Origin of the sequence: Streptococcus periodonticum (genome assembly GCF_003963555.1) — a bacterium.
Classification (GTDB): Bacteria; Bacillota; Bacilli; order Lactobacillales; family Streptococcaceae; genus Streptococcus; species Streptococcus anginosus.
Genome location: NZ_CP034543.1, coordinates 1,864,887 through 1,887,036 on the forward strand (window position 1 = coordinate 1,864,887; position 22,150 = coordinate 1,887,036).

At 37.1% G+C, this 22,150-nt stretch carries 22 protein-coding genes; 4 read left to right on the forward strand and 18 right to left on the reverse strand.

What is annotated here, in order from left to right; all coding sequences use genetic code 11:
* Positions 1 to 163 precede the first annotated feature (163 nt).
* Complete coding sequence (locus EHW89_RS09160) at positions 164 to 697, forward strand: TetR/AcrR family transcriptional regulator (RefSeq protein WP_126467969.1); 534 nt, start codon at positions 164 to 166, stop codon at positions 695 to 697.
* Between the two features lie 115 nt (positions 698 to 812).
* Here EHW89_RS09160 and rpsD read toward each other — a convergent pair whose 3' ends face one another.
* The 9 genes from rpsD to apf form a co-directional block, all read right to left on the reverse strand.
* A complete protein-coding gene (rpsD, locus tag EHW89_RS09165; RefSeq protein ID WP_126467971.1) occupies positions 813 to 1,424 on the reverse strand; it encodes a 30S ribosomal protein S4 in 612 nt (203 codons plus the stop codon).
* Between the two features lie 204 nt (positions 1,425 to 1,628).
* The gene (locus EHW89_RS09170; RefSeq protein WP_126467973.1) at positions 1,629 to 2,258 is read right to left on the reverse strand and encodes an HAD family hydrolase; all 630 of its coding nucleotides are present in this window, start codon (positions 2,256 to 2,258) and stop codon (positions 1,629 to 1,631) included.
* Positions 2,259 to 2,315: 57 nt separating this feature from the next.
* Positions 2,316 to 2,588: a Veg family protein gene (locus tag EHW89_RS09175; protein WP_003026751.1), complete on the reverse strand. Its 273-nt coding sequence runs from the start codon at positions 2,586 to 2,588 to the stop codon at positions 2,316 to 2,318.
* A 3-nt stretch (positions 2,589 to 2,591) separates the two neighbouring features.
* Positions 2,592 to 3,944, reverse strand: a complete 1,353-nt coding sequence (dnaB, locus tag EHW89_RS09180; RefSeq protein ID WP_126467975.1) for a replicative DNA helicase — start codon at positions 3,942 to 3,944, stop codon at positions 2,592 to 2,594.
* Between the two features lie 32 nt (positions 3,945 to 3,976).
* A complete protein-coding gene (gene rplI / locus EHW89_RS09185) occupies positions 3,977 to 4,429 on the reverse strand; it encodes a 50S ribosomal protein L9 (RefSeq protein WP_022526743.1) in 453 nt (150 codons plus the stop codon).
* Positions 4,426 to 6,402: a DHH family phosphoesterase gene (locus EHW89_RS09190; RefSeq protein WP_126467977.1), complete on the reverse strand. Its 1,977-nt coding sequence runs from the start codon at positions 6,400 to 6,402 to the stop codon at positions 4,426 to 4,428. The genes rplI and EHW89_RS09190 overlap by 4 nt, the downstream gene beginning before the upstream one ends.
* 253 nt (positions 6,403 to 6,655) lie before the next feature.
* The gene (gene mnmG, locus EHW89_RS09195) at positions 6,656 to 8,572 is read right to left on the reverse strand and encodes a tRNA uridine-5-carboxymethylaminomethyl(34) synthesis enzyme MnmG (protein WP_126467979.1); all 1,917 of its coding nucleotides are present in this window, start codon (positions 8,570 to 8,572) and stop codon (positions 6,656 to 6,658) included.
* A 135-nt stretch (positions 8,573 to 8,707) separates the two neighbouring features.
* Positions 8,708 to 9,853 (reverse strand): tRNA 2-thiouridine(34) synthase MnmA, encoded by a 1,146-nt coding sequence (gene mnmA / locus EHW89_RS09200; RefSeq protein WP_264371269.1) that lies wholly within the window; start codon positions 9,851 to 9,853, stop codon positions 8,708 to 8,710.
* Between the two features lie 331 nt (positions 9,854 to 10,184).
* Entirely contained in the window at positions 10,185 to 10,712 is a 528-nt protein-coding gene (gene apf / locus EHW89_RS09205; protein WP_126467983.1) for an aggregation-promoting factor, read from the reverse strand.
* 258 nt (positions 10,713 to 10,970) lie between these two features.
* Between apf and sdaAB the strand changes: the two genes are divergently transcribed.
* The 3 genes from sdaAB to EHW89_RS09220 are packed head-to-tail and all read left to right on the forward strand — an operon-like array spanning position 10,971 to position 13,232.
* The gene (gene sdaAB / locus EHW89_RS09210; protein ID WP_022526738.1) at positions 10,971 to 11,642 is read left to right on the forward strand and encodes an L-serine ammonia-lyase, iron-sulfur-dependent subunit beta; all 672 of its coding nucleotides are present in this window, start codon (positions 10,971 to 10,973) and stop codon (positions 11,640 to 11,642) included.
* An 8-nt stretch (positions 11,643 to 11,650) separates the two neighbouring features.
* Complete coding sequence (gene sdaAA, locus EHW89_RS09215; RefSeq protein ID WP_003031553.1) at positions 11,651 to 12,523, forward strand: L-serine ammonia-lyase, iron-sulfur-dependent, subunit alpha; 873 nt, start codon at positions 11,651 to 11,653, stop codon at positions 12,521 to 12,523.
* A gap of 52 nt (positions 12,524 to 12,575) precedes the next feature.
* Positions 12,576 to 13,232, forward strand: coding sequence for an HAD hydrolase-like protein (locus tag EHW89_RS09220; protein WP_003037147.1), 657 nt, complete (start codon positions 12,576 to 12,578; stop codon positions 13,230 to 13,232).
* 119 nt (positions 13,233 to 13,351) lie between these two features.
* Here the strand turns inward: EHW89_RS09220 and EHW89_RS09225 are convergent.
* The 9 genes from EHW89_RS09225 to yfmF form a co-directional block, all read right to left on the reverse strand.
* A protein-coding gene (locus EHW89_RS09225; RefSeq protein WP_126466448.1) for an IS3 family transposase occupies positions 13,352 to 14,703 on the reverse strand; the annotation gives its coding sequence in 2 pieces (ribosomal slippage) (positions 13,352 to 14,241 and positions 14,241 to 14,703; 1,353 coding nt in all).
* A gap of 108 nt (positions 14,704 to 14,811) precedes the next feature.
* Positions 14,812 to 15,432 carry a LysM peptidoglycan-binding domain-containing protein gene (locus EHW89_RS09230; protein ID WP_003031567.1) on the reverse strand — a complete coding sequence of 207 codons (621 nt, stop codon included), beginning with the start codon at positions 15,430 to 15,432 and terminating at the stop codon, positions 14,812 to 14,814.
* A gap of 156 nt (positions 15,433 to 15,588) precedes the next feature.
* The gene (locus EHW89_RS09235; protein WP_126467985.1) at positions 15,589 to 16,383 is read right to left on the reverse strand and encodes an energy-coupling factor transporter transmembrane component T family protein; all 795 of its coding nucleotides are present in this window, start codon (positions 16,381 to 16,383) and stop codon (positions 15,589 to 15,591) included.
* A complete protein-coding gene (locus EHW89_RS09240) occupies positions 16,376 to 17,215 on the reverse strand; it encodes an energy-coupling factor transporter ATPase (protein WP_126467987.1) in 840 nt (279 codons plus the stop codon). The genes EHW89_RS09235 and EHW89_RS09240 overlap by 8 nt, the downstream gene beginning before the upstream one ends.
* Positions 17,200 to 18,027, reverse strand: a complete 828-nt coding sequence (locus EHW89_RS09245; RefSeq protein ID WP_162614547.1) for an energy-coupling factor ABC transporter ATP-binding protein — start codon at positions 18,025 to 18,027, stop codon at positions 17,200 to 17,202. The genes EHW89_RS09240 and EHW89_RS09245 overlap by 16 nt, the downstream gene beginning before the upstream one ends.
* Position 18,028: 1 nt before the next feature.
* Positions 18,029 to 18,568: a CDP-diacylglycerol--glycerol-3-phosphate 3-phosphatidyltransferase gene (gene pgsA / locus EHW89_RS09250; protein WP_003026786.1), complete on the reverse strand. Its 540-nt coding sequence runs from the start codon at positions 18,566 to 18,568 to the stop codon at positions 18,029 to 18,031.
* 10 nt (positions 18,569 to 18,578) lie between these two features.
* Positions 18,579 to 19,400, reverse strand: a complete 822-nt coding sequence (rodZ, locus tag EHW89_RS09255; protein WP_022526733.1) for a cytoskeleton protein RodZ — start codon at positions 19,398 to 19,400, stop codon at positions 18,579 to 18,581.
* 58 nt (positions 19,401 to 19,458) lie between these two features.
* Positions 19,459 to 20,754: an EF-P 5-aminopentanol modification-associated protein YfmH gene (gene yfmH / locus EHW89_RS09260; protein ID WP_126467991.1), complete on the reverse strand. Its 1,296-nt coding sequence runs from the start codon at positions 20,752 to 20,754 to the stop codon at positions 19,459 to 19,461.
* Positions 20,754 to 22,001: an EF-P 5-aminopentanol modification-associated protein YfmF gene (gene yfmF / locus EHW89_RS09265; RefSeq protein WP_126467993.1), complete on the reverse strand. Its 1,248-nt coding sequence runs from the start codon at positions 21,999 to 22,001 to the stop codon at positions 20,754 to 20,756. The genes yfmH and yfmF overlap by 1 nt, the downstream gene beginning before the upstream one ends.
* Between the last annotated feature and the right edge of the window lie 149 nt (positions 22,002 to 22,150).

A 22,150-nucleotide genomic window follows, 5' to 3' on the forward strand; every position in this document is an offset into this window, starting at 1 on the left:
CTATCTTAGACACTCTGTATAAAAATTTTATTTTTTGAAATATTTTTATACACATTGTCTAAATATTTGATATAATAGATTATACAGTTTCTGAAATTTTTCACAAGAGAAAAATTTGGTTTTTAGACATGTTGTATAAAATTGTTCAAAAGAGGAAGGTAGAATGATAGAAAGTAACAAACGTCAAAAAACAAAAATGATTATTGAAAACGCTATGGTAGAACTACTGGAACACGAATCGTTCGACCAGATTAGTACTGTCAAGTTGACCAAGACTGCCGGCATTAGTCGCAGTAGTTTTTACACGCATTACAAAGATAAATATGACATGATTGAGCATTATCAGCAAAAACTTTTTCATAAGTTAGAATACATTTTTGAGAAGTATGCTCAAGACAAGCGTAGCGCGATTATAGAAGTTTTTGATTTTCTCACACGCGAATCCCTCCTTTCTGTTTTGTTAACAGAAAACGGAACAAAAGAAATTCAAACATTTTTACGCCATAAATTCCAAATCATGCTGGCTGAAGACCTACAAGAGCGCTTTAGTAGTAAACTACTAAGTCAAGTGGAGAAAGAATACAGCTATGTTTACCTGACAAACGCCTTTTTTGGAGTTTGTCAAATGTGGATTGCTAGAGGAAAAAAAGAAAGCCCTGAACAAATGGCAGATTTTCTTTTAAAAATGTTGGATTAGAATATTTCTTATACCTTGCCCTAGTAGCACCCACAAGCTCTCTAGGGCTTTTCTTCGTAATCTTTACAACAAAAAAAGAAGCTGGGAAGATTCCCAACCTCTGATAATCCATCGATTAAAGTTGTTTATTATAGTATTCAACGACAAGCGCTTCGTTGATTTCTGGGTTGATTTCGTCGCGCTCTGGCAAGCGAGTCAATGAACCTTCTAATTTTTCAGCATCAAATGATACAAATGCTGGACGTCCAAGAGTTGCTTCAACCGCTTCAAGAATTGCAGGTACTTTAAGTGATTTTTCACGAACTGAAATCAGTTGACCAACAGATACACGGTAGCTAGGAATATCTACACGTTTTCCATCAACAAGGATATGACCGTGGTTTACGAATTGACGAGCTTGACGACGAGTTGTTGCAAGTCCAAGACGATAAACAACATTATCCAAACGACGTTCCAAAAGAAGCATGAAGTTAAAACCAAGGATTCCACCTTTGATTTTAGTTGCTTGTACGAACAAGTTACGGAATTGTTTTTCACCTACACCATAAGTGAAGCGAAGTTTTTGTTTTTCAGCCAATTGCAAACCGTATTCTGACAATTTACTACGGTTGTTTGGTCCGTGTTGTCCTGGTACGTAGTTACGACGTGCCAATTCTTTACCTGTACCTGTAAGTGAAAGGCCAAGGCGACGAGCTTGTTTCCAAGATGGTCCTGTATAACGTGACATATTTATGTCCTCCTAATAATATTATTTCGGTGGAAATAGTCACTTAGAAAGCTCTGATTCGTGCAGAACATTTTCGCCCAAACAGCTAAGGCTACTTTTATAGCTGATGTTCTGTTGACGAGCTTCATGCTTTCCTGCTGCTATTTCACACAAAAGCCATTATATCAAAAAAAATCCCATCTGTAAAGACGGATTTTTACCAGATTATTTCTTTCTATGACAATAACCTTTCTTCTTCAACAATTCCTCTATCGCAATTATATTTTGCTGTTCAGATGTTGCTAAAATAGTTTCAAATCCTAGACTTTTAGCAGCATCTAAATTTATCTGTAAATCATCTATAAATACACATTGATTAGCGTGCAATGCATATTGAGTTAGTAACTTTTGATAGATGCTTTTATCTGGCTTTGCAAACCCTACTTCGTAAGAAAGGATTTTCCCAGTCAAAACTTTCGTCATCGGTAATAAACCTGCATTTTCAACTGCATAAAATATCTCACTTGTAGTAGACAAAATATAAATGCCATACCCCAGCTGAGCCCATTCAAAAATTTTCTCTTGTAGCTGATGATAAACATCCACTGTCTCATACCAATGAGTAAAAATGGCTTCAACAGTAGCAGAATAAGAACTATCTAGCAATGTTTGAGCCGCCTGAATGGCTGCTTCCAAAGTTAATTGTCCAGTATCTGTCTGAGCCCAAAGTCCCGAATCAAAAATAGCAGCCTCGACGCGCTTACGGTCTTCTTCTTTTACAAAAGCAGCTAAAATCTTAGCAGGGTTCCATTCAATTAAAACATTGCCAAAATCAAAAACTAGATTTTTAATCATTTTTCACTCCAGCCACATCAATCAAAGCAGTTTTTCGCCATTAAAACCTATTTATTCTCAATCCAAATAACGAATGAGATTTTTCTCCGTTAAAATATCTGAATAAGTGTAAGATTCGACATAAGTATTTTCAATCTCACCCGGTTGACCTCCATTACTTGTATATTCAACGATAAACAAAGAAGGATAAACTTCAATCAAGCGCCCTTGCTTATTTTTTTGACGTTTACGGCCATTTTCAAGAGTCATTTCTACCATTTTGCCCTCATGGGCTTTGATTTCTTCTTTAATTTTTCTCATTTTTGCAACATCTGTAAATGCATCACTCATTGTTTATTCCTCTCTCTTGGAAATACTTGAAAACTTATTGTATTCTTTTTGGAAAATCAATTCTACCGTACCACGCGCACCGCTACGGTTCTTTTCGATAATCACTTCAACCTTGTTGTTTGGAAGCCCTTCAGGTTCTTCACCGCCGCGTTCATAGTAGTCATCTCGATATAAAAATGCAACAATATCTGCATCCTGCTCAATAGAACCCGACTCACGAATGTCTGACAAAACAGGCCGTTTGTCCTGACGCTGTTCCACACTCCGTGACAATTGGCTCAGCGCAATGACTGGCACTTTCAACTCTTTTGCCAAAATCTTTAATTGACGAGAGATTTCAGATACTTCTTGCTGACGATTCTCTCGACCAGTCCCTGTAATCAACTGCAAGTAGTCAATCAAGATTAATCCAAGATTTCCTGTTTCTTGCGCTAATTTTCGAGCACGCGAACGAATTTCTGTAATCCGAATTCCTGGCGTATCGTCAATGTAAATACTAGCTTCTGCTAGATTTCCTTGTGCAATTGCATACTTGCTCCATTCTTCATCCGTCAATTGTCCTGTACGGATTGAATGTGATTCAATTAACCCCTCTGCTGCTAGCATTCGGTCTACTAGGCTTTCTGCCCCCATTTCTAAAGAAAAGATAGCGACTGTTTTATCTAGCTTTGTTCCAATATTTTGAGCAATATTAAGAGCAAAAGCGGTCTTACCAACCGCAGGACGAGCTGCCACGATGATTAACTCTTCTTCATGCAGTCCTGTGGTCATGTGATCCAAATCTTGATAACCTGTCGCAATCCCTGTAATATCAGAAGTTTGCTGAGACCGCGTTTCCAAGCTACCAAAGTTAAGATTCAAAATCTCTTTAATATTTTTAAAGCCGCTTCGACTAGAATTTTCACTAACATCGATCAGCGCTTTTTCAGCCCCAGCAATGATTTCATCTGCAGGACTGGCACCATCATAAGCTAGATTGATAGAGTCTGTCAGCCGCGCAATCAACCGGCGCAAAACAGCTTTTTCTGCTACAATCTTAGCATAATATTCAGCATTGGCAGAAGTCGGTACTGAGTTGACCACTTCAACCAAGTAAGACAAGCCACCGATATTTTGCAAATCACCCTGACTGTCTAAAATATTACGAACAGTTGTCGCATCAATGGCATCGCCTCGATCTGCCAAGTCAATCATCGCTTTAAAAATTAACCGATTAGCATATTTAAAGAAGTCAGTTGGCTCGATATATTCACGAACAAAGATTAGCTTACTTTCATCAATAAAAATCGCACCTAAAACAGATTGCTCTGCTAAAATATCCTGCGGTTGTGCTCGCAATTCATCAATATCTGCCATAAGACCTCCTCTCTTAAAAAATCATTTTTTCATTAGCCTTCTTTTACACGTAAGTTAATCACACTCGTCACATCTTGATAAATTTTCACTGGCACATCAATCAAGCCAACAGAACGAATAGGATTCTTGACTTGAATCAATCGTTTATCAATCTTAATTCCAAATTGCTTTTGCAACTCTTCAGCAATTTTTTTACTAGTAATAGAACCAAAAGTCCGTCCATCTGGTCCCACTTTTTCAGTAAATTCAACAATTGTACTTTCTGCTTCCAACTTTTCCTTAATGGCTTGCGCTTCAGCTAGCATTTCAGCGTGTGCTTTTTCTTCTGATTTTTGTTTTCCGCGAAGCTCGCCGATAGCTGCTGCAGTCGCCTCTTTGGCAAAATTTTTCTTAATCAGAAAATTCTGTGCATAGCCAGTAGGCACTTCTTTAATTTCACCTTTTTTTCCTTTACCTTTTACATCTGCTAAAAAGATTACTTTCATTCTTCTAACTCCTTATCTTTTAGTACTTCACGAACAATAATTTCATTTAAGCTATGAACCACCTGAGCAATTGTCTGGTCAGGAATTTGCGCTGCTGCTAAATTGAAATGACCGCCTCCACCCAGTTCTTCCATGATACGTTGGACATTGATTTTACTACGACTACGAGCAGATATCGAAACACTGTTTTGCTTATTTTTACTAACGACAAAGCTAGCTTCAATCCCTGACATAGCTAACATAGCATCTGCTGCTTTACTGATAACAACTGTATCATAGCATTTTTCTTCTACACCTGTCGCAACGAGTACATTCGGCAAAATTTTCTTACCATTCAAAATCAACTCATTCACTTCACGATATTCATCAAAATCCGTTGCTGAAATATCTTGAATAGCCACACTATCACTTCCGCGCGTGCGTAAATAGCTCGCCACATCAAACGTCCGACTGGTTACACGAGAAGAAAACTTCTTCGTATCCAGCATAATCCCAGCCATCAACACACTAGCCTGCATTTTACTCAAGCGTTTTGTCTTAGAATTTTGGAATTGAATCAACTCTGTTACCAATTCACAGGCACTACTTGCTCCACTTTCGATATAAGTGATAACAGCATTTTCCGGAAAATCTTGATCTCTTCTGTGGTGATCAATGACGATAATTTGGTTAAACAAATCATAAAACTCTTTTGATAAGGTCAGAGCTGTTTTTGAATGATCCACCATAATCAACAGAGAACGATTGGTCACCATTGTCATCGAATCAGCGACCGAAAGAAGGTTGGTCTCCCCTTCATCCTGCAGCCTGCGAACTGCTCGCTCAATATCCGCAGCCATTTGATGAGGATCATAAACAGCATAGGTCTGATCAATAATATTACTAGCAAATACTTGCATTCCCACAGCAGAACCAAGCGCATCCATATCCAAATTTTTGTGTCCAACTACAAAAACTTGGTCCACACTTTTAATCTTATCCGAAATAGCAGTCATCATAGCTCGCGTGCGAGTACGTGTCCGTTTCACCGATGCAGCTGAGCCACCACCAAAGTAAACAGGATTCTTTGACTCATCATTTTCTTTGACAACAGCCTGATCACCACCACGAACTTCAGCAAGATTCAAGTTTAAGAGAGCCACTTTACCAATCTGCTCATGATTACTATCACCATAAGAGAAGCCCATACTCAATGTGAGAGGAATTTCCCGCTTTTTAGCTTCTTCCCTAAACTGATCAATAACTGCAAACTTATTTTGCATTAACCGATCTAGCACCGTGTAATCCGTAAAAATATAGAAACGATCCATTCCCACACGACGAGAAAACATGGCATATTTTTCTGCAAATTCAGAGACAAAATTTGCGATAAAGCTATTAATGTGGCTAATATCTGAATCTGAGACAACATCCTCTAAATCATCATAATTATCGACTGAAATAATACCAATAACTGGCCTTGTCGTTACTAATTCTGAAGTAGCCTCATACTCACTAGAAGCATCAAAAAAGTAAAACACACTTGAAGCATGATCTAAGTAGACCGAATATTTTGTATCCCCAATTGTTGCATACGATCCAGCACCCTCAGATGGTGTTTTGGTAATTTTTTGCAACAAGTCCACATCAAATTCACCGTCTTCATTGGTAAGAATCAACTCTGCGTAAGGATTAAACCATTCTACATTTCCAGATGTTTGATCAACTTTTACAACACCAACCGGCATTCTTTCAAGCAATGATGCCAAACTATTTTCTGCTTGATCATTCACATACTGGATTTGTTCCACTTCATCAATTTCATAACTTTTTTGTTGGTAAATCAATAGAAAAATCAAAAGAGCAAGCACCAAAAAAAGCGCAGATAACATCAGAATGCTGCTACCAAAAACTCGTAATAAAATAGCTAAAATTCCAAAGGAAATAACGCCCATGATTACAAAATGAATTGGAATAAAACGAAATTTTTTCATCACAAACCTCTTAACCGCCATTTTACCACAAAAGCTCTAAAAAAGCGAGTTTTCCCTTATTAAAACAAGCCAAACAATACTGTCAAACATTAGAAAAAATTAAATCTTCCTGCATCTCTTTGCTCACTTTACAAAACAAAATACCTGATTTCCCCATTAAATTAGCTTTATTTCTCTGGTAGTTTACAGCTTTGTCAAGTATTATTGACGAAAAAAACACTTGCTCAGAAATGTGAACAAGCATCTTCATCATTTATTTTTTTGCTTTTTCTTGATTTTTTGAGATACTTCGTGATTTACCTTCCAAATAAACCATCAAAATCGAAATATCCGCTGGATTGACACCTGAAATCCGACTAGCTTGACCAATTGTTTCTGGGTTTATTTTCTTGAATTTCTGACGAGCTTCTGTCGCAATTGAATCAATATCATCCCAGTCAATGTTTGCTGGTATCCGTTTTTCTTCCATTCGTTTCATCTTCTCAACCTGATCCAACGCCTTAGAAATATAGCCTTCATATTTGACTTCAGTCTCAATCAATTCGATTATCTTTTCATCTAAATCTTCAGCTGCTGAACCGACAAACTTGACAACATCTTGATATGAAACTTCTGGCCGACGCAAAAATTCTTTCGCTGTAACTGCGTCTGTCAATGGTTTAAAGCCTAATTTTTCAACTATTTCATTCGTTTCTTTAATTGGCTTTAATTTAATAGTGCTCAAGCGCTTCATTTCAGTTTCATATTGATTCTTCTTAATTTCAAAACGCAGCCAGCGCTCATCATCAACCAATCCTACCCTGCGTCCAATTTCAGTCAATCGCATATCCGCATTGTCGTGTCGTAAAATGAGACGATATTCAGCACGGCTTGTCAAAAGACGATACGGCTCCACCGTTCCCTTGGTGACCAAGTCATCAATCATGACCCCAATGTAACCATCACTGCGTTTCAAAATCAGTTCTGGCTTTCCTTGAACTTTCAGAGCTGCATTGATTCCTGCGATAATGCCCTGTCCCGCTGCTTCTTCATAACCAGATGTCCCATTCGTTTGCCCAGCTGTAAACAAACCTGAGATTTTCTTAGTTTCTAGAGTAGCGCGAAGCTGATGTGGCATAATCATATCATATTCAATCGCATAGCCAGTTCGCATCAATTCAGCATTTTCAAGTCCCTTAATAGAATGCACTAAGTCTTTTTGAACATCTTCTGGCAAACTCGTTGACAACCCCTGAATATAAACTTCTTCCGTATCTCGACCTTCTGGCTCCAAGAAAAGTTGGTGGCGCTCTTTATCTGCAAAACGAACAATTTTGTCTTCAATTGACGGGCAGTAACGTGGTCCTACACCTTTCACCATTCCTGAAAACATTGGTGCACGGTAAAGGTTGTTTTGAATAATTTCATGACTTCTTCCATTAGTATAAGTTAGCCAGCAAGGAATCTGATCTTTAAGATAATCCTCATCATGAGAAGTATAGGAAAAGTGGTTCGCTTTTTCGTCTCCAGGCTGAATATCCGTCTCTTCATAATTAATAGAAGAGGCTTTCACACGCGGAGGAGTCCCTGTTTTAAAACGCCCAATTTCAAACCCTAAGTCACGTAAATTGTCTGCTAAGTTAATTGCAGCTAAACTATGATTAGGACCAGAAGAATACTTCAAATCTCCAATAATAATTTCTCCACGCAGAGCTGTACCGGTTGTTACGACAACTGCCTTTGCAGCAAACTCTTGGTGCGTGGCTGTTTTCACACCAACGACTTTCCCGTTCTCAACTAGAATCTCATCTATAATAGTTTGACGCAAAGTGAGATTCTCTTGATGTTGAACCGTCTTGCGCATTTCTTTAGAATAAAGTTCCTTATCTGCTTGCGCACGAAGAGCACGAACTGCTGGACCTTTCCCAGTATTGAGCATCTTCATTTGAATATAAGTTTTATCTATATTCTTAGCCATCTCTCCACCTAGAGCATCCACTTCACGTACAACGATTCCCTTGGCAGATCCTCCAATAGAAGGATTACAAGGCATAAAAGCTAGCATTTCAATATTGATTGTCGCAAGTAGGACTTTACAGCCCATTCGACTGGCTGCTAACGAAGCCTCAACACCTGCATGCCCAGCACCAATTACGACAATATCATAACTTTCAGTAAAATTGTGTGTCATCTTTTCTTTCCTTATTTTTTCACCAAAAAAGTCAAACCTCTAGAAGTGCAGGACAAAAAGCCTGCAACATCCATGAGCTTTGACCATCATAGTTATTGCTATATCCATTTTAGCAGATTGCTAAAAAATGTCAATCTAAATATACTGTTGAAGCTTACCATCTTTATAGGCATTGTCAATCAAGCCACCACCAAGACACTCTTCTTCATCATAAAATACAACGGCTTGTCCAGGTGTAATAGCACGTTGAGGTTCTGCAAAGTTGACAATTGCCTTGTCACCCTTTACAGTTACTGTAACCTTAGAATCTGGCTGACGATAACGAAACTTAGCTGTACATTCCATAGTAAACTCAGCTGGCATTTCTCTTGTAAAATGTAATTGGCTAGCGTCAAGACTCGTTGACATCAAGTTGTCATGATAAAAACCTTGACCAACATAAAGAATATTTTGACTAAGATCCTTACCCACTACAAACCAAGGTTCATTATCTCCTCCATGCTGACCACCAATGCCAAGGCCACCACGCTGACCAATTGTATAATACATCAAACCAGCATGCTCACCCATATCTCGACCATCAACTGTCATCATGTGACCAGGTTGAGCTGGTAAATAATTTCCCAGAAATTCTTTAAAGTTTTTCTCACCAATAAAGCAGATGCCGGTTGAATCTTTTTTCTTAGCAGTAGCCAATCCTGCTTTCTCTGCAATAGCTCGAACTTCAGACTTTTCTAAATATCCCAACGGAAACATCGTTTTTTGCAGCTGCTCTTGTGATAACTGACTAAGGAAATAAGTCTGATCTTTGCCATTATCCACTCCTCGCAGCATATGAACAATTCCGTCTTCATCGCGCTTTACACGCGCATAGTGACCTGTTGCCACATAGTCCGCTCCCAATGTCATAGCATAGTCCAAAAAAGCTTTAAACTTAATTTCTTTGTTGCACATGACATCTGGATTCGGGGTTCTACCAGCTCGATATTCAGCTAAGAAATATTCAAAAACGCGATCCCAATACTCTTTTTCAAAGTTGACAGAGTAGTAAGGAATTCCAATCTGATCGGCCACAGCTGCTACGTCTTTATAGTCCTCTGTAGCTGTACAGACCCCATTTTCGTCTGTGTCGTCCCAATTTTTCATGAAAATGCCGATCACGTCATAGCCCTGCTCCTTTAACAAAAGAGCCGTAACTGACGAATCCACACCGCCACTCATTCCGACAACGACACGTGTTTTAGAATGATCACTCATCGTGTTCTCCCATCTTTTCGTTATTTCACGATTGAAGGTCGTGTTTTGCTTTCAACGATTGAAGGTCGCTTAGAGCAAGGTTTATTATAACACGAAATAACCTTAAGGACAAATTTCAATAACCAGATAGCACTAACTTTACACTACTGTAAACCAAAAATTCAGTGGATAAACTATTAAATCAGTGAATGAATCAATAGAAATTCTAACAAAAGGGCGAATCTAGTGAGCAACTTTGCAGCCTCTATCTATAATCTGAAAATGGTGCTTTTAGCCGTAAACTACTATATTAAAGCCTTGCTATCATAAAAAGATTGAGACATTTTGTCCCAACCTCAATCATCTTTTGTATTCATCAATACCAGCCATTTGCTAACCAGAAAGTCTTAGCAGCTGACCAAGAACCATAACGACCCGCTACATAAGCGTCTGCTACTTTTTCTTGATTCTCTGCTGACAAGTCACCATTTAAATATGATAAACTCAATTGGTAACGACCATAATATTGTCCATTTTGGGCTGTATAACTGCCACTTGATTCTTTTTGCGCAATCCATTCTTTTGCAGCTGCATCTTCATTACTCAGACCAGATGTGGTAGTTGCAGAATTACTTGACTCCGCAGTTGTAGGGCTTGTAGCTGTGTCATCTAACTCCAATACTTGCCCAACACTAATCAGATGAATATTGCTAATCTTATTTTTCTGAGCAATTTTATCAACTGTTGTATTATGTGATGCAGCAATAGCTGAAAGAGTATCTCCAGATTTTACTGTATAACTATCTGCGTTTGCAAGTGTAGGAAGAAAGAACAGCGCTGTTGCTGCTAAGCTTATTAAACCTACTTTAGTTTTTTTGTTTGTATTCTTTAAATTCAAAATCATTTAGATTCTCCTTTTCTGTGATAGAACTATCATATACCTTAATTATTACTATTGTTTTTTCCTTTCATTAAAAATATTACAAACAAATTGAAGAGAGACTAAAATCCACCCTATATTTATTTGCTTTAAGGTTACTATAAGAAAAGTGACCTCAAAGGAAGTTTAGAATTTACGTCACATTCATTTTATTAGCTAAAAAGGCAGAAAAATATACTGAACTTTGATATAATGAAGATAATGAATTTATAAGGAGTTACGATGAACTCACTAAAATTTCAATCTGTTTTTGATATTATTGGTCCTGTTATGATTGGTCCATCTAGTAGTCATACAGCAGGTGCTGTTCGTATTGGAAAAATTGTTTCATCAATTTTTGATGACGAGCCAACAGAAGTTGAATTCCAACTATTTAATTCTTTTGCGAAAACTTATCGTGGACATGGTACGGACTTGGCTCTTGTAGCTGGGATTCTCGGAATGGATACAGATAACCCTGATATTCCCAATAGCCTAGAAATTGCCCATAAAAGAGGGATTAAAATTGTCTGGACGATTCAAAAAGATAGCAATGCTCCACACCCAAATACAGCTAAAATCACCATTAAAAATGAGCAAAAAGCGATTAGTGTTACTGGTATTTCCATTGGTGGTGGAAATATTCAAGTGACTGAATTAAATGGTTTTTCTGTTTCGCTCAGCATGAATACCCCGACAATTATTATCGTCCATCAGGATGTTCCTGGAATGATTGCTCATGTTACTGAAGCACTTTCTCGTTATAACATCAATATCGCACAGATGAATGTCACAAGAGAAAAAGCAGGTGAAAAAGCTATTATGATCATTGAAATTGACAGTCGCAGCTGTGAAGGAGCTATTGAGGAAATCAGGAAAATTCCTAAACTTCATAATGTCAATTTCTTTAAATAGGAGAGTTTATGTTTTATTCAATCAAAGAATTAGTGGAGCAAGCAGATTTAGACTTTCAGGGTAGTGTTGCCGAACTGATGATTGCTACTGAATACGAACTGACAGGTCGTGAACGAGATGAAGTCTTACGCTTGATGACTAGAAATCTAGAAGTTATGAAAGCTTCTGTCGTTATGGGATTAGATGAAAGTAAATCTCGGAGTGGTTTAACAGGTGGCGATGCAGCCAAACTCCACAAATATATTCAATCAGGAAAAGCTCTTTCGGACTATACTGTCTTAACGGCAGCAAAAAATGCTATTGCTGTCAATGAATACAATGCTAAAATGGGGTTGGTCTGTGCAACACCAACAGCAGGAAGTGCTGGTTGTTTACCCGCTGTCCTTACATCTGCTATCGAAAAATTAAATCTTACTGAAAAACAACAACTAGACTTTTTATTAACAGCTGGAGCTTTCGGTCTAGTCATCGCTAATAATGCTTCTATTTCAGGAGCTGAAGGTGGCTGTCAAGCAGAAGTTGGATCAGCGTCAGCCATGAGTGCAGCAGCTCTTGTTTTAGCAGCAGGTGGTACCCCATTTCAAGCCAGCCAAGCAATTTGTTTTGTGATTAAGAATATGCTTGGATTAATCTGTGACCCCGTTGCAGGTCTAGTAGAAGTTCCCTGTGTCAAACGAAATGCTATGGGAGCTAGCTACGCTTTCATTGCCGCTGATATAGCTTTAGCAGGTATTGAATCAAAAATTCCCGTTGACGAAGTAGTTGACGCTATGTATCAAGTTGGAGCAAGTATGCCGACTGCCTTTCGTGAGACTGCTGAAGGTGGATTGGCAGCTACACCTACTGGTCGTAGATTATCCAAAGAAATTTTTGGAGAATAACTTTCTACGCAAAAGGAAAAAGTTTACAGCCCTGTAAACATGAATTTAGACTATGCAAAATTTTAAATATATTTTTTTCGACTTAGATGGAACACTTGTTGACAGTTCTGTAGGAATCAAGAATGCTTTCCAATACGCATTCACTTCACTAAATATCAAAGCCCCTGATAGCAAAGAGCTGGATACTTTCATTGGACCACCTTTAGAAGTTAGTTTCGCTTCTGTAGTGCCAGAGACCAATGTCAATCAAGCTATTGCTTTCTTTAGAGAATACTATAAAAATAACGGTGTTTTTGAAGCTCAACTTTACAAGGGTATAAAAGAACTGTTGTTAGAATTAGAACATTCGGATTACCATGTCTATATTACCACTAGTAAAAATGAACCAATGGCCCATAAAATGGCACAATACCTAGAAATTGATAAACATTTCAATGGTATCTTCGGCTCTCTTCCAAATTCTTATCATAAAGCAGATGTTATAACTCGTGCTTTAAATAATTCTCATGCTAATCTTGAACAATCTATCATTGTTGGGGATACAAAATTTGATATAATTGGTGGAAAATCAGTCGGAATTGCTACTTTAGGAGTTCTGTGGGGATTTGGAAACAAGAAAGAATTAACTGACAATGGGGCAGATTTTATCTCAGATTCGCCTCAGAAAATTTTAACAGCTTTGGTAAATAATACTTTACATGAATTGTAAACCATATTTACATATACAATCAAAGATTCTAAAACAAACAACTATGTTTGCTAAGCCAATCACCCATAGAAAAAGACGAACCATTTTTGTACTGCCCCCAAAAAGTTAGACAAAAAATATTAGTGAAAGGATTTAGTTCTGTACTGCACAGGACTAAGTCCTTTTAGTTTTGTTTTAATCCGTTTATTGTTGTAATAAACAATATAAGTTGCAATAGCTTTCTCCAGCTCATCAAGCGATTGATAACTCTTCTCATAACCGTAGAACATCTCCGATTTGAGGATGCCAAAGAAGGACTCCATCATCCCATTGTCTGGACTATTGCCCTTGCGAGACATAGATGGGACAATTCCTTTCGCTTCTAAGAATTGATGATAAGACTGGTGCTGATACTGCCAGCCTTGGTCACTGTGGAGAATGGTTCCCTTGTAGGTTCCAGCAGGAAAAGCCTTGGCTAACATTGTTCTGACCTGGTTCAAGTCAGGTGAACGTGACAAGGTAAAGGCAATGATTTCACTATTATACCCATCTAAAATAGGAGACAGGTAGAGCTTTCCATTGACGTTTGGTAAGGCAAATTCGGTTACATCTGTATAGCACTTTTCGTAAGGCCTAGAGCCTTCAAACTGACGCTGAATGAGATTCTCTGCTTTCTTACCAATCTCCCCCTTGTAAGAAGAATATTTCCGTTGACGGCGAATTCGAGCTTGTAGCCCCATCACTTGCATCAATCGCTGAACTTTCTTGTGATTGATATGAAAACCACGATTTTTCAGTTCAAGATGAATTCGACGATAACCATAGTTTCCCTTGTGCTCATCATAAATCAATTGAATTTCAGCTTTTAACTCTTGATCCTTGTCTGGTTTATCTAGCTGTTTTAGCTGGTAATAGTAAGTTGCACGAGAGAGTTTAGCGGTAGCTAGTAGGAAACTTAATCGGAATCCTTCCTTGACCATCTCTCTAATTGTCTCTGCTTTTCGCGCTGTAAGGCTTCGTCCCTTAAGCGTAACTCCCTCAACTTTTTTAGATAGGCATTCTCCGTTCTAAGACGCTCGTTCTCTTCTTGAAGTCGCTCTAGTTCCGTCATTTCTTCCCAAGTTTTCTTTTTCTTACGTCCCATCTTTGGTGGTCTCCCTCTTTGTTTCTCAACAATAGTATAGCCGTTTTTCTTATATTGTGCCAGCCAATTTGGGAGAGTCCCCCTGTTAGGAAGGGCAAAATCGAGAGAGACTGACAATTGAGAACGCCCTTCAAGAAGAACTTGATGAAGGATTTTTTGCTTTAGTTCAGGAGAATAATAAGTCTTCTTACCTCTCTTGACAATGTCTACTCCATGCCTATCAATTAGTCGAATCAGATATTCGATCCCTGACTGATTGAGGTTAAACTGTTTTGATAATGACTTGAGAGTTGCGCCGCTTTTTCGCAAGTAATAGATTTGAACCTTGTCTTCATAACTTAATTTCATAAAAATAACATCCCAAAAGTTAGAGTTTTCTTGTCTAACTTTTGGGGTGCAGTTCATTTTTACTCAATGGTTCGTCTTTTTGTTTACTCATTTATCATAAAATTTTGCTTAATAGTTCCAAGCTGAAAGACCTTGAGCATTATAAGCACGGTAAGCTGCTTGAATCTGATCATCTACTGTTGCTGTTGAACCCCAACCTGGCATAGTTTGGAAAAGACCACTAGCTCCTGATGGGTTATAAGCATTTACTTGTCCGTTTGACTCACGAGCAATGATATGTTCCCAAGTTGATGCTGGGACACCTGTCAATTCTGCCATACGAGCAGCTGCATAAGATCCTGTAGCACCAGCAGTATTTCCATTAGGAAGAACAACATTTGAAGAAGTGCTTGCTGTAGCTGGTTGCGAATAAGTAGTAGAAGCAGCAGGTGCGTTATATGTCACATCTTCATAAGTTACAGCTTCTTCTGTTGTAGTTTCTGTTGAAACTTCTGAATTTTTCTCTTCATCAAGTTCTAAAATTTGCCCAACTTTAATCAAGTCAGGATTTTCAATTCTATTGAGCTCAACAATTTTTTCAACTGATGTATTTTTTTCTTTAGCGATTTCTGATAAAGTATCACCTGATTTAACAGTATAAGATTCAGCACTTGCAATAGCTCCTGTTGCAAAAAAAGCAACTGCCGTAAAAAGTCCTGATAAAGTCCATTTCATTGATTTTGTATTCATGTATATATCAATTTCTCCTTTTTTCGTATAATACTATATTACACATAAAATATTACTATAATCTTATAATTGTATTACAAAGATTACAGAAATATTGATTTTATACGCAAAAAACGCCCTTCAAGACGTTTTTTAGCTAACAATAATATAAGTTTTTTAACTTTTTAAAAAAGATAACATCAAACCTAAGGCAAACATAATAAAAATAGAAAAAGTATCTGCTTTTTTCCATCTCAATTGACGATAACGACTTCTTCCTACACCACCTTGATAGCCTCTCGCTTCCATAGCAGTCGCCAAAGCATCTGCACGTTTAAAGCTAGAAGCAAATAACGGAATTAAAATAGGGATAATTGATTTTACTTTTTGAACAATATTTCCTTCACCAAAATCAACCCCACGCGCCCTTTGAGCATTCATAATCCGTGTCGTATCATCCATCAAAGTAGGAACGAAACGTAAACTCATTGATAACATCAACCCTATTTCATGAACGGGCACTTTTAATGCTGCTAAAGGCTGCAATAATGATTCAACTGCGTCTGCCAAACTAAGTGGCATTGTTGTTAAAGTTAATAGGGTAGAAAAAATAATAATCAAAAGAAAACGACTAAAAATGATACCCGCCTGAGCCAGACCTACTTCAGTAATTCTAATAAAGCCAAATTGAAATAAAGTCGTGCCACCAGATGTAAAAAATAGTTGGAATAAAGTGGTAAAAGCAATCAAAAAGACCATAGATCTTAATCCTTTAAGGAAAAAACCTAAAGGAATTTTGGAAAGTCCAACTAATAACATTGTAAAGACGAATAATAGTCCATTGGTTACAATATTATTTGCCAAAAAGATAATTAAAATAAAGAGAAACATTGACAAAAGTTTGCTGCGAGGATCTAGTCGATGAATGATTGAATTTCCAGAAACATATCGCCCTAAAATCATACTATCCATGTAGTAACTCCTTAAATTCTTTTATGGTGATAGGTAAATACGGAAGAGTTAGCCCTCTATTTTTTAATTCTTGTGCAAATTTTGTAATTTTGGGAACTCCTAGTTGAATACTTTCCATAAATGCTACAGCTTGAAAAACTTGCCGAGGCTCTCCGCTTTTGACTAACCTTCCTTTTTCCATCACATAGACCGTATCTGCAAAATTAGCGACATCATCCATCAAATGCGTTACCAAAACAATGGTCATTCCTGTTTCATGTAATCGTTTAAATAAACTCATCAATTCTTTTCGTCCAGCAGGATCTAAACCCGCTGTTGGCTCATCCAATACAAGAATATTTGGTTCCATGGCTAGAATACCAGCTATGGCTACTCGACGCATTTGTCCACCAGACAGTTCAAATGGGCTACGTTCAAATAATTCTTCTGAAATTCCAACAAGAGTTAACTTTTCACGTGCTACACGTTCAGCGTCTTCCTTTGATACTCCAAAATTTTGTGGACCAAAAGCAACATCTTTTAAAACGGTCTCATCAAAAATCTGACTTTCAGCAAACTGAAAAACTAGGCCTACCTTTTTACGTACTTGTTTAACATCCTTGTTTATAGATGTCGAAGTAATTTTGACATCATCAATCACGACACTTCCTTCAGTTGGCACTAGAAGCCCATTCAGCAATTGTAAAATAGTTGATTTTCCACTACCCGTATGACCAACCAAAGCAGTATATGAGCCATCTTTTATTTCTAAATTGACTTCAAAAAGGGCAGGACTCTCAAAAGGAGTGCCTGCTTGATAAGTATAACTTACATTTTCTAAAGTGATTCCCATAAATAATCCTGCAATTCTTTTTCTGTTAAATAGCGCTCTGGCAATTGAAAGCCTGAATTCAGCAAAGTTTCTTTTACTTGATTTGTAAAAGGTTCATCTAAACCTAAATCTTCTAAATCCGCTCGTGAGAAAAGCTCACTTGGTGTGCTGGTTGATTCCACCTGACCTTCCTTCATCACCAAAACTCGGTCACTAAGAGCTACCTCATCCAAATCATGCGTGATAGAGATAACAGTCATTCCATGTCGATCTTTAATCTTTTTAACTGTCTGGATCAACTCTAAACGCCCTTCCGGATCCAACATACTAGTTGCTTCATCTAAAATAATGATGTCAGGACGCAAAGCAACCACACCAGCAATAGCCACGCGCTGCTTTTGTCCACCAGAAAGCCTTGCAGGTTCACGTTCTTTAAAATCTTGCATTCCAACAATGTCTAATGCTTCTTGAACTCTGTCAAACATCGTTTGGTAATCCATCCCTTGATTTTCCAAACCAAAGGCAACATCATCCTCAACAGTCGCCCCTACAAATTGATTATCTGGATTTTGAAAAACCATCCCAATATGCCGCCGTTTTTCCCAGATATTTTCAAAAGTTAATTTATCTCCATCAATGATAATCTCGCCACTTTCTGCTTCCAACAAGCCATCTATTAAACGAATCGTCGTAGACTTGCCACTGCCATTATGCCCCACAATAGACAGCCACTCTCCTTGTTTCACGTGAAACGTCACATCTTTAAGGATATAACTATCTACATGATTATCGTATTTATACTTTAAATGCTGAACTTCAATGATATTTTTCATATTATCTAAATGTGTCTTTAAAGAGATAAGCACTTCCTTTGAAGTAATCATAACCTGAATAAATCGTAAAAATCAATGCAATATATAGCAAAACTTGTCCTAGCAGTGTCCAGTGCAATAACAGAAAAATAATGGAAAACATCTGCGTAAATGTTTTTATTTTCCCAGGCATCGCTGCTGCTAAAACTGTTCCTCCAGTTTCAACCAACAATAGCCGCAAACCTGTCACAGCTAACTCCCGACAAATGATAACTGCAACAACCCAAGCAGGTGCCATATTCATTTCAATCAACATAATAAAAGCTGACATGACCAATAACTTATCTGCCATCGGATCAGCAAATTTCCCAAAATTTGTTACAACCTTCCATTTACGAGCCAAATATCCATCCAAATAATCTGTAATGCTGGCTACTGCAAAAATAATCGCTGCAAAGACATGTATTCCAACAGAGTGGCCCAAGGATAGTACTAAAATAAAAATTGGAATTAAAGCAATCCGCAAAAGAGTTAAAGCATTGGGAATATTTTCTTTTTTCATTTTCTTTTCCTTAACTATTTATTATAAGTGTAATTGTACCTGTCAAACTTGTCAAGCCTGACGTATCAATCTGTTGATTATCAATTGTAATGGTCACACCTTGAACCACACCAAGAGTAATTGTTGAAGCGGTCCCTGGAGAGATTGTAGTTGACACACTTTGATTCTCAGGACTTAATGTTGCACCACCTTCTAAGTCTGTACCTGTAACACTTACCCAACTAGTTGTATCACTAACAGATAGTTTTAAATTGACAGGGCCAGTTGCACCTGTCAAGGTTGCTGTCAAGTTGTTACCATTTCCTGATACAATCAAATTTGTTTTGGAACTGCTAGAAGATTCACTAGAAGTTGCCTCACTAGTCGAACTAGAAGAAGTGGTTGTCTGTTTGTTTACAACACTATAACTTGATGAAGGAGTGGTTGTTAATGAGTTATGGTGAACGTATGTCCAAACATAATAACTAACAAAAGATAAAATAGCTAATGCAAGAATCGTCAGATAAAATAATGGTAAAAAAGAAGTTCGTTGTTTTTTTGTTCTTCGACTTCTAAAATTCTCTTCCTCATCAACATCCACTTCATCATAAGTAATCATGCTTCCTTCTTCATAAGCATCAAGAATAATTCGCTCATCTAAATCAACAGCCCAAGCATATTTTCTTAGAAAAGAACGAGCATAAAAGGGACTGGGAAGACGATCAAAATCATCAGCTTCCATAGCTTCCAGTAGCTCTAACTGAATATCTGTTTTCTTTTGTAAATCTTCCAAGCTCATTCCTTGATTAATACGAGCTAACCTCAGGACTTCACCGATTGTTTTCTTTCTCATACACACTAGCCTTCTTTCTATTAAACACTATTTTACCAAATTTCACCAAAATATGAAATCATTTTGGAAAAATAGTGAAATCAATCATTTCACAAGAATCAATAAAATGATGTCCTATTTCAATCACATCAACTAAACTGATTGTCTGTAATATTTTTGGTAAATCAAATAGATTATCCCCTTCTGAAAAGGTTTCGTATTGAGTGGCAATATATTCTAATGAATTCAGTCCATGTAAAAAATCACCAAACATTTCACTTTTTATAATATCAAGATGCTCTTCTGTTACATCAGGGTCTTTTTCAAAATCACGAATCGCAGAACGAAATTGGTGAGACAGATCAACTGGCTCACTAGTATCCATTGTTAACATCACAAAGTGAAAATCTTTTTCTACTTCAACTTCTAACGATAATGAGTTGTCTATTTTTCCAGCCTCATAAAGCGTTTGAAATCTTTTAGATGTCCAACCAAGCATCATTGCAAATAGTAGTTTTAAAGCAGTCTTATAACGAAATAAATCGGTTCCCGCTAACGATTGACTCCCACGTAATCCGATTGCAAGTTTAGAACTTGCCACTTCCATTCGAACACTCCCAGTAGAAATAACAGGATTTAACGCAAGGGGAAAACGTCTAATCAAACTTTCTTCATCAATTCCCTTCAAAGATTCATGTTGTTCCTGAATAACAGCAATGGTCTTTTCTAAGTCAAAATTACCAATCAGCAGTAAACTCATATTAGATGGATGATAAAAGGTTTCAAAGTTTTCATCCAAATCCTCAACGGTTATTTCTGTAACTGATTCAATGCTTCCTGCGATATCTTCTGCCAATGGAGTGTCTGGATAAAGATTTGCTAAAGTGTGAAAAAACAGGCAATAATCTGGATTGTCTTTGTACATATCAATTTCTTGCTGGATAATTCCCTGTTCACGTTGAACGGATTCTTCTGTGAAATAAGCATTTTCTAGTAAACTTTGCAACAATCTCACATTTTCTAAAACATTGTCCGTCGCCGAAAAAAGATAACTGGTCTTAGTAAAACTTGTAAAGGCATTGCTCTCAGCGCCTAATTCAACAAACTGTTGTAAAAAATCTTGACCATTTTCATCCTCAAATAATTTATGTTCCAAAAAATGTGCAACTCCTGCAGGGTATTGAACAGCTTGATTAGAACCACGTGGAATAAAAGAAGTATCAATTGAGCCAAAATTTGCTGTCATAATCCCATAAGTTTCATTAAAATCTCGTTTGGGTAAAAGAAATACTTTTAGACCATTTCGTAAAGTAGTCTGATAGACTGCTTCTCCAACTGCTGGATAATCCTTCCTCTCCATTTTTAAAGTTTGCATTATTTTCCTTCCATAAAATAAATCGCTTGTAGCCTGAGTTGTGTTGCAGCAACAATGATATCTTCTCGGCTGACTGCTTCTAAAGCATTTAACCAAACAGCAATTGGCATAAATGTTTTCTGCAAAACAGATGCCATATAAGCTTGTTCTATCAACGTATTTTGCCTATCTAAAGAAAGGAGCATCGCATTTCGTAGCATTTTTTTGGTCTGATTTAACGCCTCATCAGTAAAATGTCCGTTTTTTAAATCTGCAATTTGTCGATAAATTAAACTCACTGTTTTTGTTCGATTTTTCCTATCAATTCCAGCATAAATACGCATCATACCCGAAAAAATATCAATACTACTTGAAATCGTGTAAGCTAAACTTTCTTTCTCACGAATATTAACAAATAATTTTGAATGAGCAAAACCACCTAAAAGTCCATTCAATACAACAAGAGGGATATGATTCCTATCTCCATATTGAACTGAAAAATGATATCCTAATTCAATAATGGATTGATGAGCATCATTTTGTTTCAATCCCTCTTTTAAAACATTCGAAAATTCTTGATGATAATGCAAGTGTAACTCAGGTTGACGAGGGTGTAAACCAAACATCTTTAAATGTTCATAGACTTCAATCTCATTAAAATCACCTATAAAAAATATGTCAATCTTATCATTTTGAAGCATGTCTTGAAAAACTGCAAAGCTACTTTTTGGAGTTTCTTTTTCAACCAAATCTAATGTGGCAAAATGAGGAATTTGCATGTCTTGCTTTGTATAAAATAATTTATTCAGTTCTTGATGAGCGTGATAAAAGTGATCCTCAATTTCAGCTTTTAAATCGTTAAGTACATTCTTCTTTTCAACTTCAAAAACAGTTCGATTAAAAGCCCTTCCATCTACTAAAGGTTTTAACAAGCTATCTTTTAAAAAATTAAGTATCTCTCCTGTTAATGTATTTTTACGACTTAAAAATGCATCACTAACAAAGGAGACATCTAAATCTACATAATGAATGAGTCCTCTTCGTGATAGTCTTGTTGAAAAGTTCGCACCATAAAGATTTGCTAATCGCTCACGAAAGATCTGTGACGTGGGATAAATTTCGTTAGCTGTTTCGAGCATATTTGCAGCCAGTACGCGTCCCGCTATCGTATCCATAGACATTGGAGCTGAAAATTTTATTTTTATTCGATTGGTTTTAAATTTTTTGGATGTTATAAAATGGAGATCTACTCCAGAAACCAGCTCCATATCGTCCCTCATCTTCTTTTTTTTATTGACCTCTATTATATCACGAAACAGTGCTTAATTTCTCATTCAAGTATTATTCTTTCATCTTAAAACGTTTTCTTCATGATACGTTTGAATAATTTTAATATTATCTTTTCACCCAATTATGA